Here is a 13,787-nt window from a genome sequence, read left to right on the forward strand (position 1 = left end):
GCCCGGTGCCGGCGAGGGGTCGCACTCAGTACTCCGCGACGAGGTTGGCCGCGATGTACTCGAGATCGATGTCCTCGCCGAGACCCGGCCGCTGTGGCATCGCCACCATGCCGTTCTCGTCGACGGGGTCGACGATGGACTTCAGGTGCGGCGGCACCCAGTCGTAGTCGACGTGCGGGTGCAGAAGACCGCGCTCGTACCACTGGACGTTGTTGGCGGCGCCGACCAGCGCGAGATTGGGGGCGCCGTTGCCGTGGATCTCGCAGTCGAGGCCGAATCCCTCGGCCATGTGCATCGTCTTCAGGGCCGGGGTGATGCCACCGCCGTTCATGGCCCCGACGCGCAGGATGTCGCACGCGTCGTTCTCGATCCAGTCGGCACGGGACCGGTGCCTGCCCGGTGTGGTCTCGGGTCCGATCACCGGGGTGTCGATCTGGTCGGCGAGCCACTTGTACGAGCGCAGCGAGAACTCGTCCATCGGCTCCTCGAACCAATCGAACTTCAGCCGGTCCAGTTCGCGCCCGAGCCTCAGGGCGTCGGTGCGCGAGTACCAGTGGTACCCGTCGAGCATCAGCGAGAAGTCCTCGCCGACGGCGTCGCGGACCGCGGCGCACGCGTCGATGTCCCGGCTGAGGCTGGGGGCGCCCGGCAGCGGCGGCATCCAGGTGTGCAGTTTGATGCCCTGGTAGCCACGCCTTCTCAGCTCGACGGCGAAGTTCGCGTAGTCCTCCGGCGTGGCGAGGCCGCCGTCGATGTCGTCACCGCACATGGTGCTGGCATACGCCTTGACCTCGGTGCGCGCGCCGCCGAGCAGTTTCCATACGGGCGTGTCGAACTTGTTGCCCGTGAGGTCCCACAGCGCCTGGTCCAGGTAGCTGCACGTGTGTTCGGGAAGCTCGACCGCCCGCGTCCGCTGCCGGATCGCCCACTTCTTGTCCGCCGCCTCCCGTGCCAGCGGGTCGGAGCCGATCAGGACGGGCCGGAAATGCTGCTCCACCTGGTCCTGCCGAAGGTAGTTCGGCTTGCCCAGGACGTACCCGCTGACGCCGTCGGAGTCGGTGATCCGCAGCAGCGCCCCGGTCGTCGGCACGGACGGACCGGGATGGCGATGACCGTACGAGTCGACCGAGGTGCGTGCCTCCGTCTTGAAAACCTGCACGGCGACTTCTGTGATCACGCTGGACATGATGATTCGCTTCCTCTTCGAAAAGTCTTATTTGCCCTGGCGGGCGACGTACTTGGCCATGGAGCGGTCGAGTTTCTCGGCGAAGTCGTCGGCGAAGTCCTGCGCGCTGAGCTGGCCGATGAGCACCTTCTGCCACTGGCCGAGCATCTGCACCTGAACGATCTTGCCGAAGTCGGGCAGGTAGTCCGGCGGCGTGACCAGCACCGTTTTCGGGTCGTCCAGTGCCGCGAGCGCGGCCTGCACCGACGGCATGCTCGCGAATTCCGGCGCGGAGCGGGCGGCCTTGTTGACCGGGATCTGCCCGACCCGCTCGTTCCAGTACGCCTGCGATTCCTGGGACGTCATGAACTCGAGGAACTTCCACGCCGCGGCCTGGTGCTTGCTGCTCTTGAACACGGTGTACGACGGGAACGGGTCGGTCATGACAGTGCGCTTTCCCTCTTCGTTCCGCGGCAGGGCCACGGCGCCGGCCTTGTCGCCGAGTGCCTTCTGGTGGTTGCTCAGCGAGCCGAGGTTGTGCTGCATCATCGCCACGGATCCGCCGCCGAAGCTCGCGACCATCTGCGGGAAGCCGTTGTTGACGTCGGCGGTCGGGGTGGCGACGTCGTAGAGCGCGGCGAAGCGTTCGATGGCGTCGACCATCTCGGGACGGTTCAGCGTCGACTCGCCGTCCTCGAAGAAGCTCTCGATTCCGGTGCTGGCGAACATGTACTGCAGCAGTGGGTAGATCGATCCGGCGCCGCCGCGAATGGTGAATCCGTAACGGCCGTCGTCCTTGTCGGTCAGATCCTTCGCGGCCTCGAAGAACTCGTCGTAGGTGTCCGGCGGTTCGATCCCGGCCTCGGCGAACCAGTCCGCGCGATACCAGAGGGTGGCGTTGTTGCTGGTGTACGGGAGACCGAACAGATGCTCGCCACCACCGGATTCGCGTGCCGAGTCGAGAATTCCGGCGTCGTACTCGTCGCGCTGCGGTGACGCCGCCATGAAGTCGTCGAGTGAGATGACCGCGTCCTGGGCGACGAGCGGGGCGAGGTAGGCGGTGGAGACGATTCCGAGATCCGGTGCCGAGCCGCCGGCGAGCGCGGTCTGGTACTTCTGCTGGGCGCTGTCCGACGGGAGGCCCACGTATTGGATGTCGATGCCGGGATTCGCGGCCTCGAACCGGCGGATCAGCTCCTCGTACAACGGAGTGCGGTCCGGTCCGGCGTTGTTGTCCCAGAACGTGAGCTGGGCGTTGTTCGGATCACCGAGGGCGCCATCGGGCAGCGAGGTCTCGGAACTGCAGGAGGCGAGCACGAGCGTGGCCGCCGCCCCGACCAGGGTGGAGCGCAGGAGCGTTCGCCGGTTCATGTGGATCCTCTTTTCGAAAGTCATGATCAGCCCTTGACGGCGCCGGCGCTCAGGCCCTGGACGAGGTACTTCTGGATGACGGCGAAGACGGCGACCACCGGCACCGCGGCGATGAGACCGCCCGCTGCGAGAACTCCGAAGTCGACGTTGTAGGAGCCGATGGTGTAGCTGAGGCCGACCGGCAGCGTGAACTTCTCCTGGCTGCTGATGAACATCAGGCCGAACAGGAAGTTGTTCCAGCTGCCGATGAAGGCGAACGATCCGACGGCGATCAGGCCGGGCCGTAGCAGCGGCAGCATGATGATGCGGAACGCGCGCAGGCGTGAGCAGCCGTCGACCATCGCGGCTTCCTCGAGTTCGACCGGGATCTGCGCGATGAAACCTGCCATGAGCATGGCGGCCAGCGGAAGCTGGAACACGGTGTCGGCGACGATGAGTCCCGTCAGGTTGTTGACGAGGTTCATCTCGCGGAACACCTGGAACAGCGGGATGAGCAGCATGGCGCCGGGCACGAACTGGCTGCAGAGCAGGGCCATCACCAACGGGATCTTGGCGCGGAACTTGAAGCGGGCCAACGCGTATCCGGTGGCCAGCGCGACGAAGGTGGTCAGGACGAGCGACAACGCGGCGACGATGAGGCTGTTCTTGAAGAAGAAGCTGAAGCCGAGGGTGTTCCACACGGTGTCGAAGTGCTCGAACGTGATGGGCCAGGGGAGCATCGAGTTCGATCCGGCGGGCCGGAACGCGAACACGATCATCCAGTAGAACGGCACGAGTGTGAACAGCAGGTACAGGGCGAGCGGCAGTCCGACGCTGAACAGGCGCGGCTTCTTCGTGCGCGCCCGCAGCGTTCCGGTGGTGTCCGGCTCGGGCAGCGCAACGGCGGGGCGATCGGTGGTGGTGGTCACGGCGGTCAGACCTTCTCACTGTTGAACTTGCTCAGGCGCAAGTAGAGGATCGAGCAGAACAGCAGGATCACGAATGCGACCGTGGTGAGTGCCGAGCCGTATCCGAAGTCCTGGGCGGTGGTCGCGAGCTGGGAGACGTACAGCGGGAGCGTCGTGGTGACGTCGGCGGGGCCGCCCGCCGTGAGGGTGTAGAGCAGATCGACGTTGTTGAATTCCCACACACCGCGCAGCAGGGTCGACAAGATGATGACGGCCTTCAGGTGCGGGAGGGTGACGAAGCGGAACCGCTGCCAGCGGTTGGCGCCGTCCACGTTGGCCGCCTCGTACAGGTCCTTGGGGGCGCTCTGCAGCTCGGCCAGGATGAGAATGGCGAAGAACGGAACACCGCGCCACAGTTCCGCGACGCCAGTCGCCCAGAACGCGGTGTCCGGATCGGCGATGGGAGCGGCGGTGCCGTCTCCGATGCCCATGTTCCCGAGAAGTTTGAACAGGCCCGTGGACGGGTTGTAGATCAGCAGCCAGATGCCGGTGGTGAGGACGCCGGAGACCGCCCAGGGAGAGAACACCAGGGCGCGGGCCAGGCCGCGGCCCCGGAACACCTCGTTGACCAGCAGGGCCAGCCCGAGGCCGAGGATCAGCTGGAACACGACCTGAAATCCCACCCATTTCGCGGTGGTGACCAGGCTGGTCCAGAAGAGGGAGTCGGCGAACATCAGCCGGAAGTTGTCGAGACCGGCGAAACCGTTGTCCCACGGCGTCGTCGGATTGTAGTACTGCAGGCTGTAGTAGAAGACGCTGCCGACCGGGTAGAAGATGAAGACCACCAGCAGGAGGACCACCGGCGCGATCAGGATGTAGGGGGCGGCGGTTCTGCGCCAGGCCGGTCTGCGGCGAATGCGACCGGGAGAGGCAGGCGCCGCCGCCGCGGTCCGCCCTCCTGGCCTGGGGGAGGTGGTGGTGACCATGGTGCACGCTCCGAGGTTCGGTGCCGGTCGCGCCGGCGGGTCAGGGGATTGTGGCTATTGCTGCTGACGCGAGATCACCGAGGGTGGCGCGTCAGCGGGAAAGGCGATGGGGAACGACTGCGGCCTCCGGCCGTCCCGGCGAGCCCGATGTGCTCGGGCCGCCGGTGGCGGTGCGTCCAATCGTTCATGTATGTGAACTCACGTTCTCTATGTGAATTGTCGAAATCACTATGACGGCAGTCACAAGGTCCTGTCAAGCGTGATGGGCTAGACGTTGCACCGGATCCAGTCGACGGCCCCGGCCTGCATGTCGGCCGAAAACCGGTGCCCGCCCGCGAACCACTGCGTGGTCAGCGCATCGGACCCGACGTACGCGCGTCGCAGCAGGCTCTCGGAGTCCCGCATCCCCTGCATGCCGAAGTGCGAATCGTCCCGCGCGTACTGAACCAGCAGCGGCCGCGGCGCACCGCATGCGGCGACCTCCGGCCAGTCGCAGACCGCAGGCAGGCCGGGGGTGATCATCAGCCACGTCGTGTCGTCTGCCCTGCCGTCCGCGACGTCGGCAAAAGTGCTCATCATCGCGGTGATCACCCCTGCTCGCAGGCGCGTCGAACACGCCAGCAGGTGTGCGACGCGAGCCCCGCCGCCCGAGAATCCCGCCGCGGCCACCCTGTTCGGATCCACGCCGTCGGTCGCGAGGAGAACGTTCAGCGCCCGCAGGTCCTCGGCGACGACCTTGGCGGCGAGCGAGGTGCCGGTCAGGGCCGCTGCCTTGGCGAGGCCGTTCTCGTGCTCGCGGGCCGCCGCCTCGTATCGGCGCAGGCGAACCTCGGGGGTGTCGGGCCCGGGTGGACATGCGGTGAAACCCGCCGACCTGGCGCGGTCCGGCAGTTCCGGCCAGGGCACGCGCCTGCTGCCCCAGGGGAAGGCATCGTGCACGAGTACGACGAAACCCGCCTGCACCAGCCCCGTTGCCACGGCCAGGCCGTCATACCCCCGTGCCCGGAGTCCGGCGACGGCCGGTGGGACGCCGCCGGGGCCGTCGGCCACCTTCTCCTTGCCGTAGAACTTGACGCCGTCGTGGGCGTGCATCAGCAGGACCGCGGGACGCGCGGCGGTCGCGGCGGGCCGGTCGGGGCGCAGGAGCCAGGCCGCGGTGTCCGGACCGTCGTCACCGGCCGCCCAGGTGAGTTCGCGACCGGCGACGCCGTCTCGGGTCCACGACCTGCCGTACCGCACGTCGGGGGTGGCCGCCGCCTGTTCGCCGGGCGCTCCGAGGACGTCGCGAACGGCGTCGCGGTGTCGGTCGGAGGGGGTCGATCGTGGACAGTGGGGCGAAAGGTGTGTTCCCATGTGTGAACTCCGTCTTGTCTACCGAATCCTGTTGTCGAACTGCCGAGGGGTTTTCACATGTCCGAAAGAACCGTCGATCGCATCGTCGCGCACGCCTATCCGTGGGACGTGCTCGGTGATCCGCACTTCGTCGACCGTGCGCGCGCCCTCGGGGTCGCCGAGATCTCGCTCGCCGCCAGCTACCACTCGACCCGCGCCGCAACGCCGCTGCATCCGGCCCACAAGGTGGTCGACGCCCACCACGCCGCGCTCTACCGCCCCATCCGGTCCGCCGCGTGGGACGGCCACACCGTCACGGCCAAGGCGGCGACCTGGGCCGGTTCCGAGGACGCGTTCGCCGATGCGGCTCGAATCCTGACCGACGCCGGCATCGAGGTGAACGCATGGATCGTGCTGTCCCACAGCACCGTTCTGGGGCATGCGCATCCGGGCGCCACCGTCGTCAACTGCTTCGGGGACCGCTACCCCTACGCGCTCGCGCCCGGGCACCCGGACATCGTCCGGTACGCCCGCACCCTCGCCGCGGAGGCGGTGCGCGGCGTCGACCTGCACGGTGTGTCGATCGAAGCGTGCGGACAACTGGGCATCGCGCACGTCGGACCGCACGAGAAGACCGATGGCGCCTATCCGGGAATCGGCGACACGCTGATGTCGATCAGCTGCACCGAACGGGAACAGGCACTGTGGGCGGATCGGGGCGTCGATCCGGACAAGCTGACGGCCACACTGCGTGCCGGCGTGGATGCGCTGACCACGGGCACCCTCGCGCCGGATGCCGCGATCACCGATGTCCTCGACGAGGCGGAGGCCGAGGCGGTGCTGTCCGTGCGCCATGCGGAGGCCGATACCCTCCGGGGTGCGGTGCTCGGCGCCGTGCGGGCCGAGATTCCGTCGGCCCGCGTCACGCTGCACGGTCATCCGAACCCCTGGAAGACCGGGCCCTCGCCGGCGCTGACGCCGGCCGCTGCGGAAGACGTCGACGCCGTGCTCGTCTCAGCCTGGCCGGGAACCGCGGAGACCGTCGCCGTCACCACACAGACCCGGGCGATCGTCGGTGACGCCGTCGACGTCGGCGCCTACGTGTCGGTGTTGCCGCCGAAGAACCTCGACGACGTGAGCGGCCACGTCGCGGCCACGGTCGCGGCCGGAGCCAACGAGCTGCACCTCTATCACCTCGGGTTGGTCAACGCGGTGCAACTCGACGCGTTGGGCCGCATCATCCGCGACTTCTCGGTCTGACGCAGTCGAGGTGGGCGCCCACGGCGCCCACCTCGGGACGTCACCGCATCCGCTGTCCGAGCGGGTGGTCGCAGAACGCTCCGCCGACCCGCTGGAGGATCGGGTCGTCGAAGGACCACTCGTGGTCGGCGAGGAACTCGTCCGCGAACACCTCCGCGTCGTCCCGGGGTTCGTACCCGATGGCGGCGCCCTCCGCTGCGGACCACCAGCTCCGCGTGTTCCGCGAGATACCCCACACGGTGTGAAATCCCTTGGCGGAGTCGGACAGTGCGGCCTCGATCAGGCGAGCGGTGTCGGCCGGGGACATCCAGGACGCGAGCCCGCGGTAGTTGGGCGGCCGGTCGAAGCTCGAGCCGATGCGCAGGTTGACGACGTCGATGCCGAAACGGTCGTGGTACAGCCGGCCCAGTGCCTCGACCGCTGCCTTGCTCCAGCCGTAGAACCCGTCCGGGCGCGGCGGAACGTCGCCGGGCAGCGGGTCGCCGCCGGCCTCCGCGTGCGTCCAGAAGCCCACGGCGTGGTTGCTCGACGCTGCGATCACGCGCGTCACGCCGTGCGCGACGGCGGCCTCGAACACCGCCTGGGTGCCGTCGACGTTGACGGACAGAATGTTCTCCCACGAGTCCTCGGTACTGAGTCCGCCCAGGTGGAGCACGGCGTCGACGCCGTCGACCGCGGCGGCGACGGCGGCGCGGTCGGTGACCGAACCCTGTACGTACTCCTCGTGTTCGGGGTCGATGTCGGTGATGTCGGCGATGTCGAACAGGCGGAGGGTGCGGCCGGGCTTGCGGAGCAACGGCCGCAGCATCTTGCCCATGTTTCCTGCGGCGCCGGTGATCAGCAGACGCGAGGCGGTGTCGGTCATGTCTTCTCGTACCTCTCTGGGGTGAGTCTTGTAATGCGCATCACGGTAGTACATACTTCGAAACGAAGTCACTACCTTGGCATAGATTCACGTATGTGAACAACATATGGGGATCGGCGTCTACTTCACACTCCCACTCGGATCGTCCGGCACGTTCCTGCCGGTGAAGGGACCTCCCACCATCATGGCAACAGTCGCATTCCACGGCGTCACCAAGTTGTTCCCCGGCGGCGACAAGGCCGCGGTCGACCACCTGGACCTCCACATCGACGACGGCGAATTCCTCGTCCTCGTCGGACCCTCCGGCTGCGGGAAGTCGACGTCCCTGCGCATGCTCGCCGGACTCGAAGACGTGGACAGGGGCACGATCGCCATCGGCGGCAACGACGTCACCGAGTTCCAGCCGAAGGACCGTGACATCGCCATGGTCTTCCAGAACTACGCCCTCTACCCCCACATGACGGTGGGGGAGAACATGGGCTTCGGTCTCCGGATCGCCGGCGAGGACAAGGCGGAGATCACGCGGCGCGTCCAGGACGCGGCCAAGATCCTCGACCTCACCAAGTTCCTCGACCGCAAGCCCAAGGCCCTCTCCGGTGGCCAGCGGCAGCGAGTGGCCATGGGGCGCGCCATCGTTCGCAAACCGCAGGTGTTCCTGATGGACGAGCCGCTGTCCAACCTCGACGCCAAGCTCCGCGTGCAGACCCGTGCACAGATCTCGGCGCTGCAGCGCCGGCTCGCCACCACCACCGTCTACGTGACGCACGATCAGGTCGAGGCCATGACGATGGGCGACCGCGTCGCCGTCCTGAAAGACGGCGTGCTCCAGCAGTGCGACACTCCCCGCCGCATGTACGAGCACCCGAACAACGTGTTCGTCGCCGGGTTCATCGGCTCGCCCGCGATGAACCTGCTCGAACTTCCCCTCGTCGACGGAGGTGTCAGCTTCGGCGGCTCCGTGGTCCCCGTTCCGCGTGCCGCGATCGCCGGGATCGGGGAGCACTCGGTCACGCTCGGTGTGCGTCCCGAGGATCTCGCGATCACCACGGGCAGCGGGCTCGACGTCACCATCGACGTCGTCGAGGAGCTCGGCGCCGACGCATACGTCTACGGCCAAGCGGACATTCACGGTCGCAGGCAGCCCATCGTCGTTCGCGCCGACGGTCGCATCCCGCCCAAGCGCGGAGAGGTGATCACGCTGTCGTACGCGGCCGAGCGCACACATCTGTTCTCCACCGTCACCGGTGACCGGCTCGTCGACTAGCGGCGACCCGGTTCTCCGACGGACACCCGACCACATCGATCAAGGAGTAAGACCATGCTCGACGGAGTTCTCTTCTTTCCTGTCACCCCGTTCGACGACAACGGCGACGTCGATCTGCCCGCACTGGCACAGCACATCGAATCCGGTGTCGCGGCCGGACCGGGCGGCGTGTTCGCCGCGTGCGGCACCGGCGAATTCCACGCACTGTCCGCGGCCGAGTTCCGGACCGTCGTGGAAACGGTGGTCGCGGTCACCGGCGGCCGGGTCCCCGTCTTCGCCGGCGCCGGAGGGCCGCTACCCGTCGCGAAAGAGTTCGTGGCCGCCGCCGCGGACGCGGGCGCCGACGGCATCCTGCTCCTGCCGCCCTATCTCGTCGGAGCGCCGGCCGACGGCCTCGTGGAGTACGTGCGGCAGGTGTCGGAGTCGAGCGACCTCCCGGTCATCGTGTACCACCGCGCGAACGGCCAGTTCACCGAGCAGAGCGCTCTCGAGGTCGCGCGACTGCCGAAGGTCGTCGGGTTCAAGGACGGCGTCGGCGACCTCGACCTGACGTCGCGAATCGTGCGCACGCTGCGGGATTCTCTCGGCGACAAAGAGTTTCAATTCTTCAACGGCCTGCCGACGGCCGAGGTCTCGCAGCAGGCCTACCGGAGCATCGGCGTCACCCTCTACTCGTCGGCGACGTTCGCCTTCGCCCCGGACGTGTCGCTCGCCTACTACCGGGCACTCGAGGAGGACGACACCGAACTGGTCGACTCACTCAACCGCGAGTTCTTCCATCCGCTGGTCCGGCTCCGCGACACCACTCCCGGATACGCGGTCGCGCTCGTGAAGGCGGGCGTGACGTTCACCGGCCTCGACGCGGGTTCGGTGCGGGCACCGCTCGTCGACGCCAGTGCCGAGCACCGGTACGCATTGGAGCAGATTCTGGCGGCGGGCCGGAAGGTTCTGGCGCAGTAGCGTCTTCGGTCATCGGCGGGTCGGCGGACCCGCCGATGACCGAAGCGCGTCTGCACTAGTCGGCGGCGGCCACGAGGGGCTCGAGCGTAAGGTCGGGCAGCTCCTTCTGGATGTACTGCAACCGCCACTTGTCGCTGACGAGGGCCAGCATCACCCCGTCCGATCGGGTGAACACCTCGACACCGCGCTGACGGTTCAGCTCGTCGGCCGATTCGGCGTCGGTGCGCCGCGCCAACGCGTAGCCCAGCGGTTCCATCCGGGCCTCGACGTTGAACTCGGCCTTCATCCGCGCCGCGACCACCTCGAACTGCATGGGGCCGACGGCGGCCATGACCGGCGAGGCGTCGCCGCGGAGGTCGTTGCGGAGGATCTGCACGACACCCTCGGAATCGAGCTGATCCACGGCCCGCCGGAACTGCTTGTACTTGCCCGCGCTCTCGGCCCGCAGGATGGAGAAGTGCTCCGGCGCGAACGACGGGATCGGCGGGAACTCCACCTTCTTCTCGAAGAACAGGGTATGGCCGGGGGCGAGTGCGGTGGCGTTGACGAGTCCCACCACGTCGCCGGGGTACGCCGATTCGACGGTCGAACGCTCACGGCCGAACACGGTCTGCGCGTACTTCGTCGTGAACGGCTTACCGGTCTGCGCGTGGGTGACCACCATGCCGCGCTCGAACACCCCCGACACGATGCGCATGAACGCCAGCCGGTCGCGGTGCGCGGTGTCCATGCCGGCCTGGACCTTGAACACGACCGCGCTGAACGGGTCCGTGACGTCGCGGGGGGTGCCGTCGACGTCCTCCCGGGCGCGCGGCGGCGGCGCCAGCTCGACGAGCGTGTCGAGGATCTGGCGGACACCGAAGTTGAGCATCGCCGACGCGAAGATCACCGGCGACGTCTGACCGCCGAGGAACAGCTCCTGGTCGTGGTCCTGACCGGTGGCCGACAGCAACTCGCTCTCCTCCGCGGCGGTCTCCCACTCGGAGCCCTCCTTCGCGAGGGCGGCGTCGGCGTCCATGACCTCTTCGGGGGCGATCTTCGCGCCGCCGGCGGTGCGCGTGAACCGGATGTACTCCCGCGGGGCGCCGTCCTCGCCGCGGCGGAGCAGGCCCCGGAAATCGCCGGCGATCCCGACGGGCCAGTACAGGGGAGTCGGGGTGAGCCCGATGCGTTCCTGGATCTCGTCGAGAAGCTCCAGCGGCGTCTGGCCGGGCCGGTCCCACTTGTTGATGACGGTGATCACCGGGATTCCGCGGTGACGGCACACCTGGAACAGCTTCAGCGTCTGCGGTTCGAGACCCTTCGCGGCGTCGATCAGCATGACGGCGGCGTCGACCGCGGTCAGGACGCGGTACGTGTCCTCGGAGAAGTCGGAGTGGCCGGGCGTGTCCACCAGGTTGATCACGTTGTCGACGGGCTCGTCCGCCGACGCCTCGGTGGAGCGGTAGTTGAACTGCAGGGCGGTGGAGCTGACCGAGATGCCGCGGGCCTTCTCCATCTCCATCCAGTCGGACACCGTCGACTTGCGGCCCGCCTTGCCGTGGACGGCGCCCGCCTCGGAAATGACCTTCGCGTGCAGCGCGAGCGCCTCCGTCAGCGTCGACTTACCGGCGTCGGGATGTGAGATCACGGCGAACGTGCGGCGACGCGAAGCCTCGGCCCGGACACCCTTCTCGGATTTCCCCTCCGGTGAGGCGGATGCCTCGGATTTCGCGTCCGATGAGTCGGACGCCGCGGCAGGCGCCGCCTCGGCTGGAATGGTGTCGGCCGAGTCGGACGGGGTAGTCAACGAAGAACCTCTCGGGGGGACGGAATGCGTGCGGGAAGGCCGTGTGGCCGCATACCAGGTTACTCGGGTGCCGAAGACCCACTCGCAGCACAGTCACATCCAGGGAGAAGTAACGATCGGAGTCCGGTGGGGGATTTATATGGGTGAGTCGTCGGGGCGCTCCGGAGTTCATCGTTTCTGCTTTCGGACACCCGTATGTGCAGGAGGAAGACAGTGAGCAAGTTCACCGACGAGATGTACGCGACCGCGGCGAGCAGCACCCGTGGTCTCAACACTGGTGAGCCCGACGCGCCACTGCGCCAGCCGTGGGGCGAGATCCACAAGGCGGCGCGCCGCATGGCGGGCGCGCTCGCCGAGACAGGCATCGGTCACGGCGACGCCGTCGGCATCCTCGCCGGTCAGCCGGTCGACATCGCGCCCTCCTGCCAGGGCACCTGGATGCGCGGCGCGTCGGTCACCATGCTGCATCAGCCGACCCCGCGGACCGACCTGGCCGTGTGGGCCAAGGACACCGAAACCGTCATCACCATGATCGAGGCCAAGGCCGTCATCCTCGGTGCGCCGTTCGACGCCGCCAAGCCGCTGCTCGAGGAGCGCGGCATCACCGTGGTGACGGTGGCCGAGCTGAACGAGGGCACGCCCATCGACCCGGTCGAGACGTTCGAGAGCGACATCGCCCTGCAGCAACTCACGTCGGGTTCCACCGGTTCGCCCAAGGCCGTGCAGATCACGCACGAGAACTTCTACACCAACGCCTACGCCATGATCGACCGCATCAAGTTCTCCATCGAGGACGACGTGATGATCAGCTGGCTGCCGCTGTTCCACGACATGGGCATGGTCGGGTTCCTCAGCGTGCCGATGCAGGTCGGTGCGGAGGTCGTGAGCATCACCCCGATGGACTTCCTCCGCACGCCGCTGCTGTGGGCGGAACTGATGGGCAAGTACAAGGGCACCGTCACGGCCGCCCCCAACTTCGCGTACTCCCTGCTGGCCCGCCGCCTCAAGCAGGCGGAAGACGGCGCCGTCGATCTCAGCACCGTCCGGTACATGTGGAACGGCGCCGAACCCGTGGACCCCGACACCATGAACGCGCTCGCCGAGGCCGGCGCCCGGTTCGGGCTGAACCCGTCCGCACTCGCCCCCGTCTACGGAATGGCGGAGACCACGCTCGCCGTCTCCATCCCCGATCCGGACCAGGGACAGGTCCTCGACCGCGTCGACCCGGATCTGCTCGAAGCGATGCAGCGTGCCGTCCCGTCGAACAAGCCGAACGCGCGCGCCCTCGCCACCCTCGGGAAGATGGTGCCGAACCTCGAGGGACGCGTCGTCGACAGCGAGGGGGAACTGCTCCCGACCCGCGGTGTCGGCATCATCGAGGTCCGCGGCAAGGCGGTCACCCCCGGGTACATCACACTCGACGGGCACAAGCCCGCGCAGGACGCGGACGGCTGGCTGAACACCGGCGACGTCGGCTACTTCACCGAAGAGGGTCTCGTCGTCGTGTGCGGTCGCGTCAAGGACGTCATCATCATGGGCGGCCGCAACATCTACCCGACCGACATCGAACGGGCCGCGGGCACCGTCGCCGGAGTGCGTCCCGGCAATGCGGTGGCCGTGCGCCTCGACGCCGGGCAGAAGCGGGAAAGCTTCGCCGTCGCGGTCGAGACCAACGACTACCAGGACCCCGAGACGGTCAAGCGCATCGAGCACGAGGTTGTGCACGCCGTGTTCTCCGAGGTCGGTGTGCGACCCCGCACCGTCGCCGTCCTCGGCCCCGGGAGCATCCCCAAGACGTCGTCGGGCAAACTCCGCCGCGCCACGTCCGCGTACCTGGTGGGGTAGGCGCTTCGCGCCCGTGCGTGGTTGGAGAGTCCAGAGACTCGTTAACCACTCACGGGCGCGAAG

General features: G+C 67.8%; 11 protein-coding genes. 4 read left to right on the plus strand and 7 right to left on the minus strand.

Going from position 1 to position 13,787, the window contains the following annotated elements; genetic code table 11:
* Positions 1–25: 25 nt before the first annotated feature.
* The 5 genes from P3H15_RS01325 to P3H15_RS01345 all read right to left on the minus strand — a co-directional run bounded on the left by P3H15_RS01325 (position 26) and on the right by P3H15_RS01345 (position 5,762).
* Positions 26–1,186: an enolase C-terminal domain-like protein gene (locus P3H15_RS01325; protein WP_276135592.1), complete on the minus strand. Its 1,161-nt coding sequence runs from the start codon at positions 1,184–1,186 to the stop codon at positions 26–28.
* A gap of 27 nt (positions 1,187–1,213) precedes the next feature.
* Positions 1,214–2,536 (minus strand): sugar ABC transporter substrate-binding protein, encoded by a 1,323-nt coding sequence (locus P3H15_RS01330; protein WP_276135593.1) that lies wholly within the window; start codon positions 2,534–2,536, stop codon positions 1,214–1,216.
* A 26-nt stretch (positions 2,537–2,562) separates the two neighbouring features.
* Positions 2,563–3,444: a carbohydrate ABC transporter permease gene (locus P3H15_RS01335; protein WP_276135594.1), complete on the minus strand. Its 882-nt coding sequence runs from the start codon at positions 3,442–3,444 to the stop codon at positions 2,563–2,565.
* 5 nt (positions 3,445–3,449) lie between these two features.
* Complete coding sequence (locus P3H15_RS01340; RefSeq protein WP_276135595.1) at positions 3,450–4,409, minus strand: carbohydrate ABC transporter permease; 960 nt, start codon at positions 4,407–4,409, stop codon at positions 3,450–3,452.
* 267 nt (positions 4,410–4,676) lie between these two features.
* Positions 4,677–5,762 (minus strand): hypothetical protein, encoded by a 1,086-nt coding sequence (locus tag P3H15_RS01345; protein ID WP_276135596.1) that lies wholly within the window; start codon positions 5,760–5,762, stop codon positions 4,677–4,679.
* Between the two features lie 57 nt (positions 5,763–5,819).
* Between P3H15_RS01345 and P3H15_RS01350 the strand changes: the two genes are divergently transcribed.
* A complete protein-coding gene (locus tag P3H15_RS01350) occupies positions 5,820–7,001 on the plus strand; it encodes a hypothetical protein (protein WP_276135597.1) in 1,182 nt (393 codons plus the stop codon).
* 40 nt (positions 7,002–7,041) lie between these two features.
* On the opposite strand, the gene P3H15_RS01355 is transcribed toward P3H15_RS01350, so the two are convergent.
* Positions 7,042–7,866: an NAD(P)-dependent oxidoreductase gene (locus P3H15_RS01355; RefSeq protein ID WP_072941063.1), complete on the minus strand. Its 825-nt coding sequence runs from the start codon at positions 7,864–7,866 to the stop codon at positions 7,042–7,044.
* 184 nt (positions 7,867–8,050) lie between these two features.
* On the opposite strand from P3H15_RS01355, the gene P3H15_RS01360 reads away from it, so the two are divergent.
* On the plus strand, positions 8,051–9,130 hold the full coding sequence (locus tag P3H15_RS01360; protein WP_276135598.1) for an ABC transporter ATP-binding protein: 1,080 nt from the start codon (positions 8,051–8,053) through the stop codon (positions 9,128–9,130).
* Between the two features lie 54 nt (positions 9,131–9,184).
* A complete protein-coding gene (locus P3H15_RS01365; RefSeq protein WP_276135599.1) occupies positions 9,185–10,090 on the plus strand; it encodes a 5-dehydro-4-deoxyglucarate dehydratase in 906 nt (301 codons plus the stop codon).
* A gap of 55 nt (positions 10,091–10,145) precedes the next feature.
* Here P3H15_RS01365 and P3H15_RS01370 read toward each other — a convergent pair whose 3' ends face one another.
* Positions 10,146–11,879 carry a peptide chain release factor 3 gene (locus P3H15_RS01370; protein WP_276135600.1) on the minus strand — a complete coding sequence of 578 codons (1,734 nt, stop codon included), beginning with the start codon at positions 11,877–11,879 and terminating at the stop codon, positions 10,146–10,148.
* 213 nt (positions 11,880–12,092) lie between these two features.
* Between P3H15_RS01370 and P3H15_RS01375 the strand changes: the two genes are divergently transcribed.
* The gene (locus P3H15_RS01375) at positions 12,093–13,724 is read left to right on the plus strand and encodes a fatty acyl-AMP ligase (RefSeq protein ID WP_276135601.1); all 1,632 of its coding nucleotides are present in this window, start codon (positions 12,093–12,095) and stop codon (positions 13,722–13,724) included.
* The last annotated feature ends 63 nt before the right edge of the window (positions 13,725–13,787 follow it).

The organism is Rhodococcus sp. T2V (assembly GCF_029269925.1).
GTDB classification, from domain to species: domain Bacteria; phylum Actinomycetota; class Actinomycetes; order Mycobacteriales; family Mycobacteriaceae; genus Rhodococcus_F; species Rhodococcus_F koreensis.

Coding starts and splice junctions, on each gene's coding strand:
- P3H15_RS01325 (WP_276135592.1), bottom strand. CDS start 1,186: ATGTCCAGCGTGATCACAGAAGTCGCCGTGCAGGTTTTCAAGACGGAG.
- P3H15_RS01345 (WP_276135596.1), bottom strand. CDS start 5,762: ATGGGAACACACCTTTCGCCCCACTGTCCACGATCGACCCCCTCCGAC.
- P3H15_RS01360 (WP_276135598.1), top strand. CDS start 8,051: ATGGCAACAGTCGCATTCCACGGCGTCACCAAGTTGTTCCCCGGCGGC.
- P3H15_RS01355 (WP_072941063.1), bottom strand. CDS start 7,866: ATGACCGACACCGCCTCGCGTCTGCTGATCACCGGCGCCGCAGGAAAC.
- P3H15_RS01340 (WP_276135595.1), bottom strand. CDS start 4,409: ATGGTCACCACCACCTCCCCCAGGCCAGGAGGGCGGACCGCGGCGGCG.
- P3H15_RS01330 (WP_276135593.1), bottom strand. CDS start 2,536: ATGAACCGGCGAACGCTCCTGCGCTCCACCCTGGTCGGGGCGGCGGCC.
- P3H15_RS01365 (WP_276135599.1), top strand. CDS start 9,185: ATGCTCGACGGAGTTCTCTTCTTTCCTGTCACCCCGTTCGACGACAAC.
- P3H15_RS01350 (WP_276135597.1), top strand. CDS start 5,820: ATGTCCGAAAGAACCGTCGATCGCATCGTCGCGCACGCCTATCCGTGG.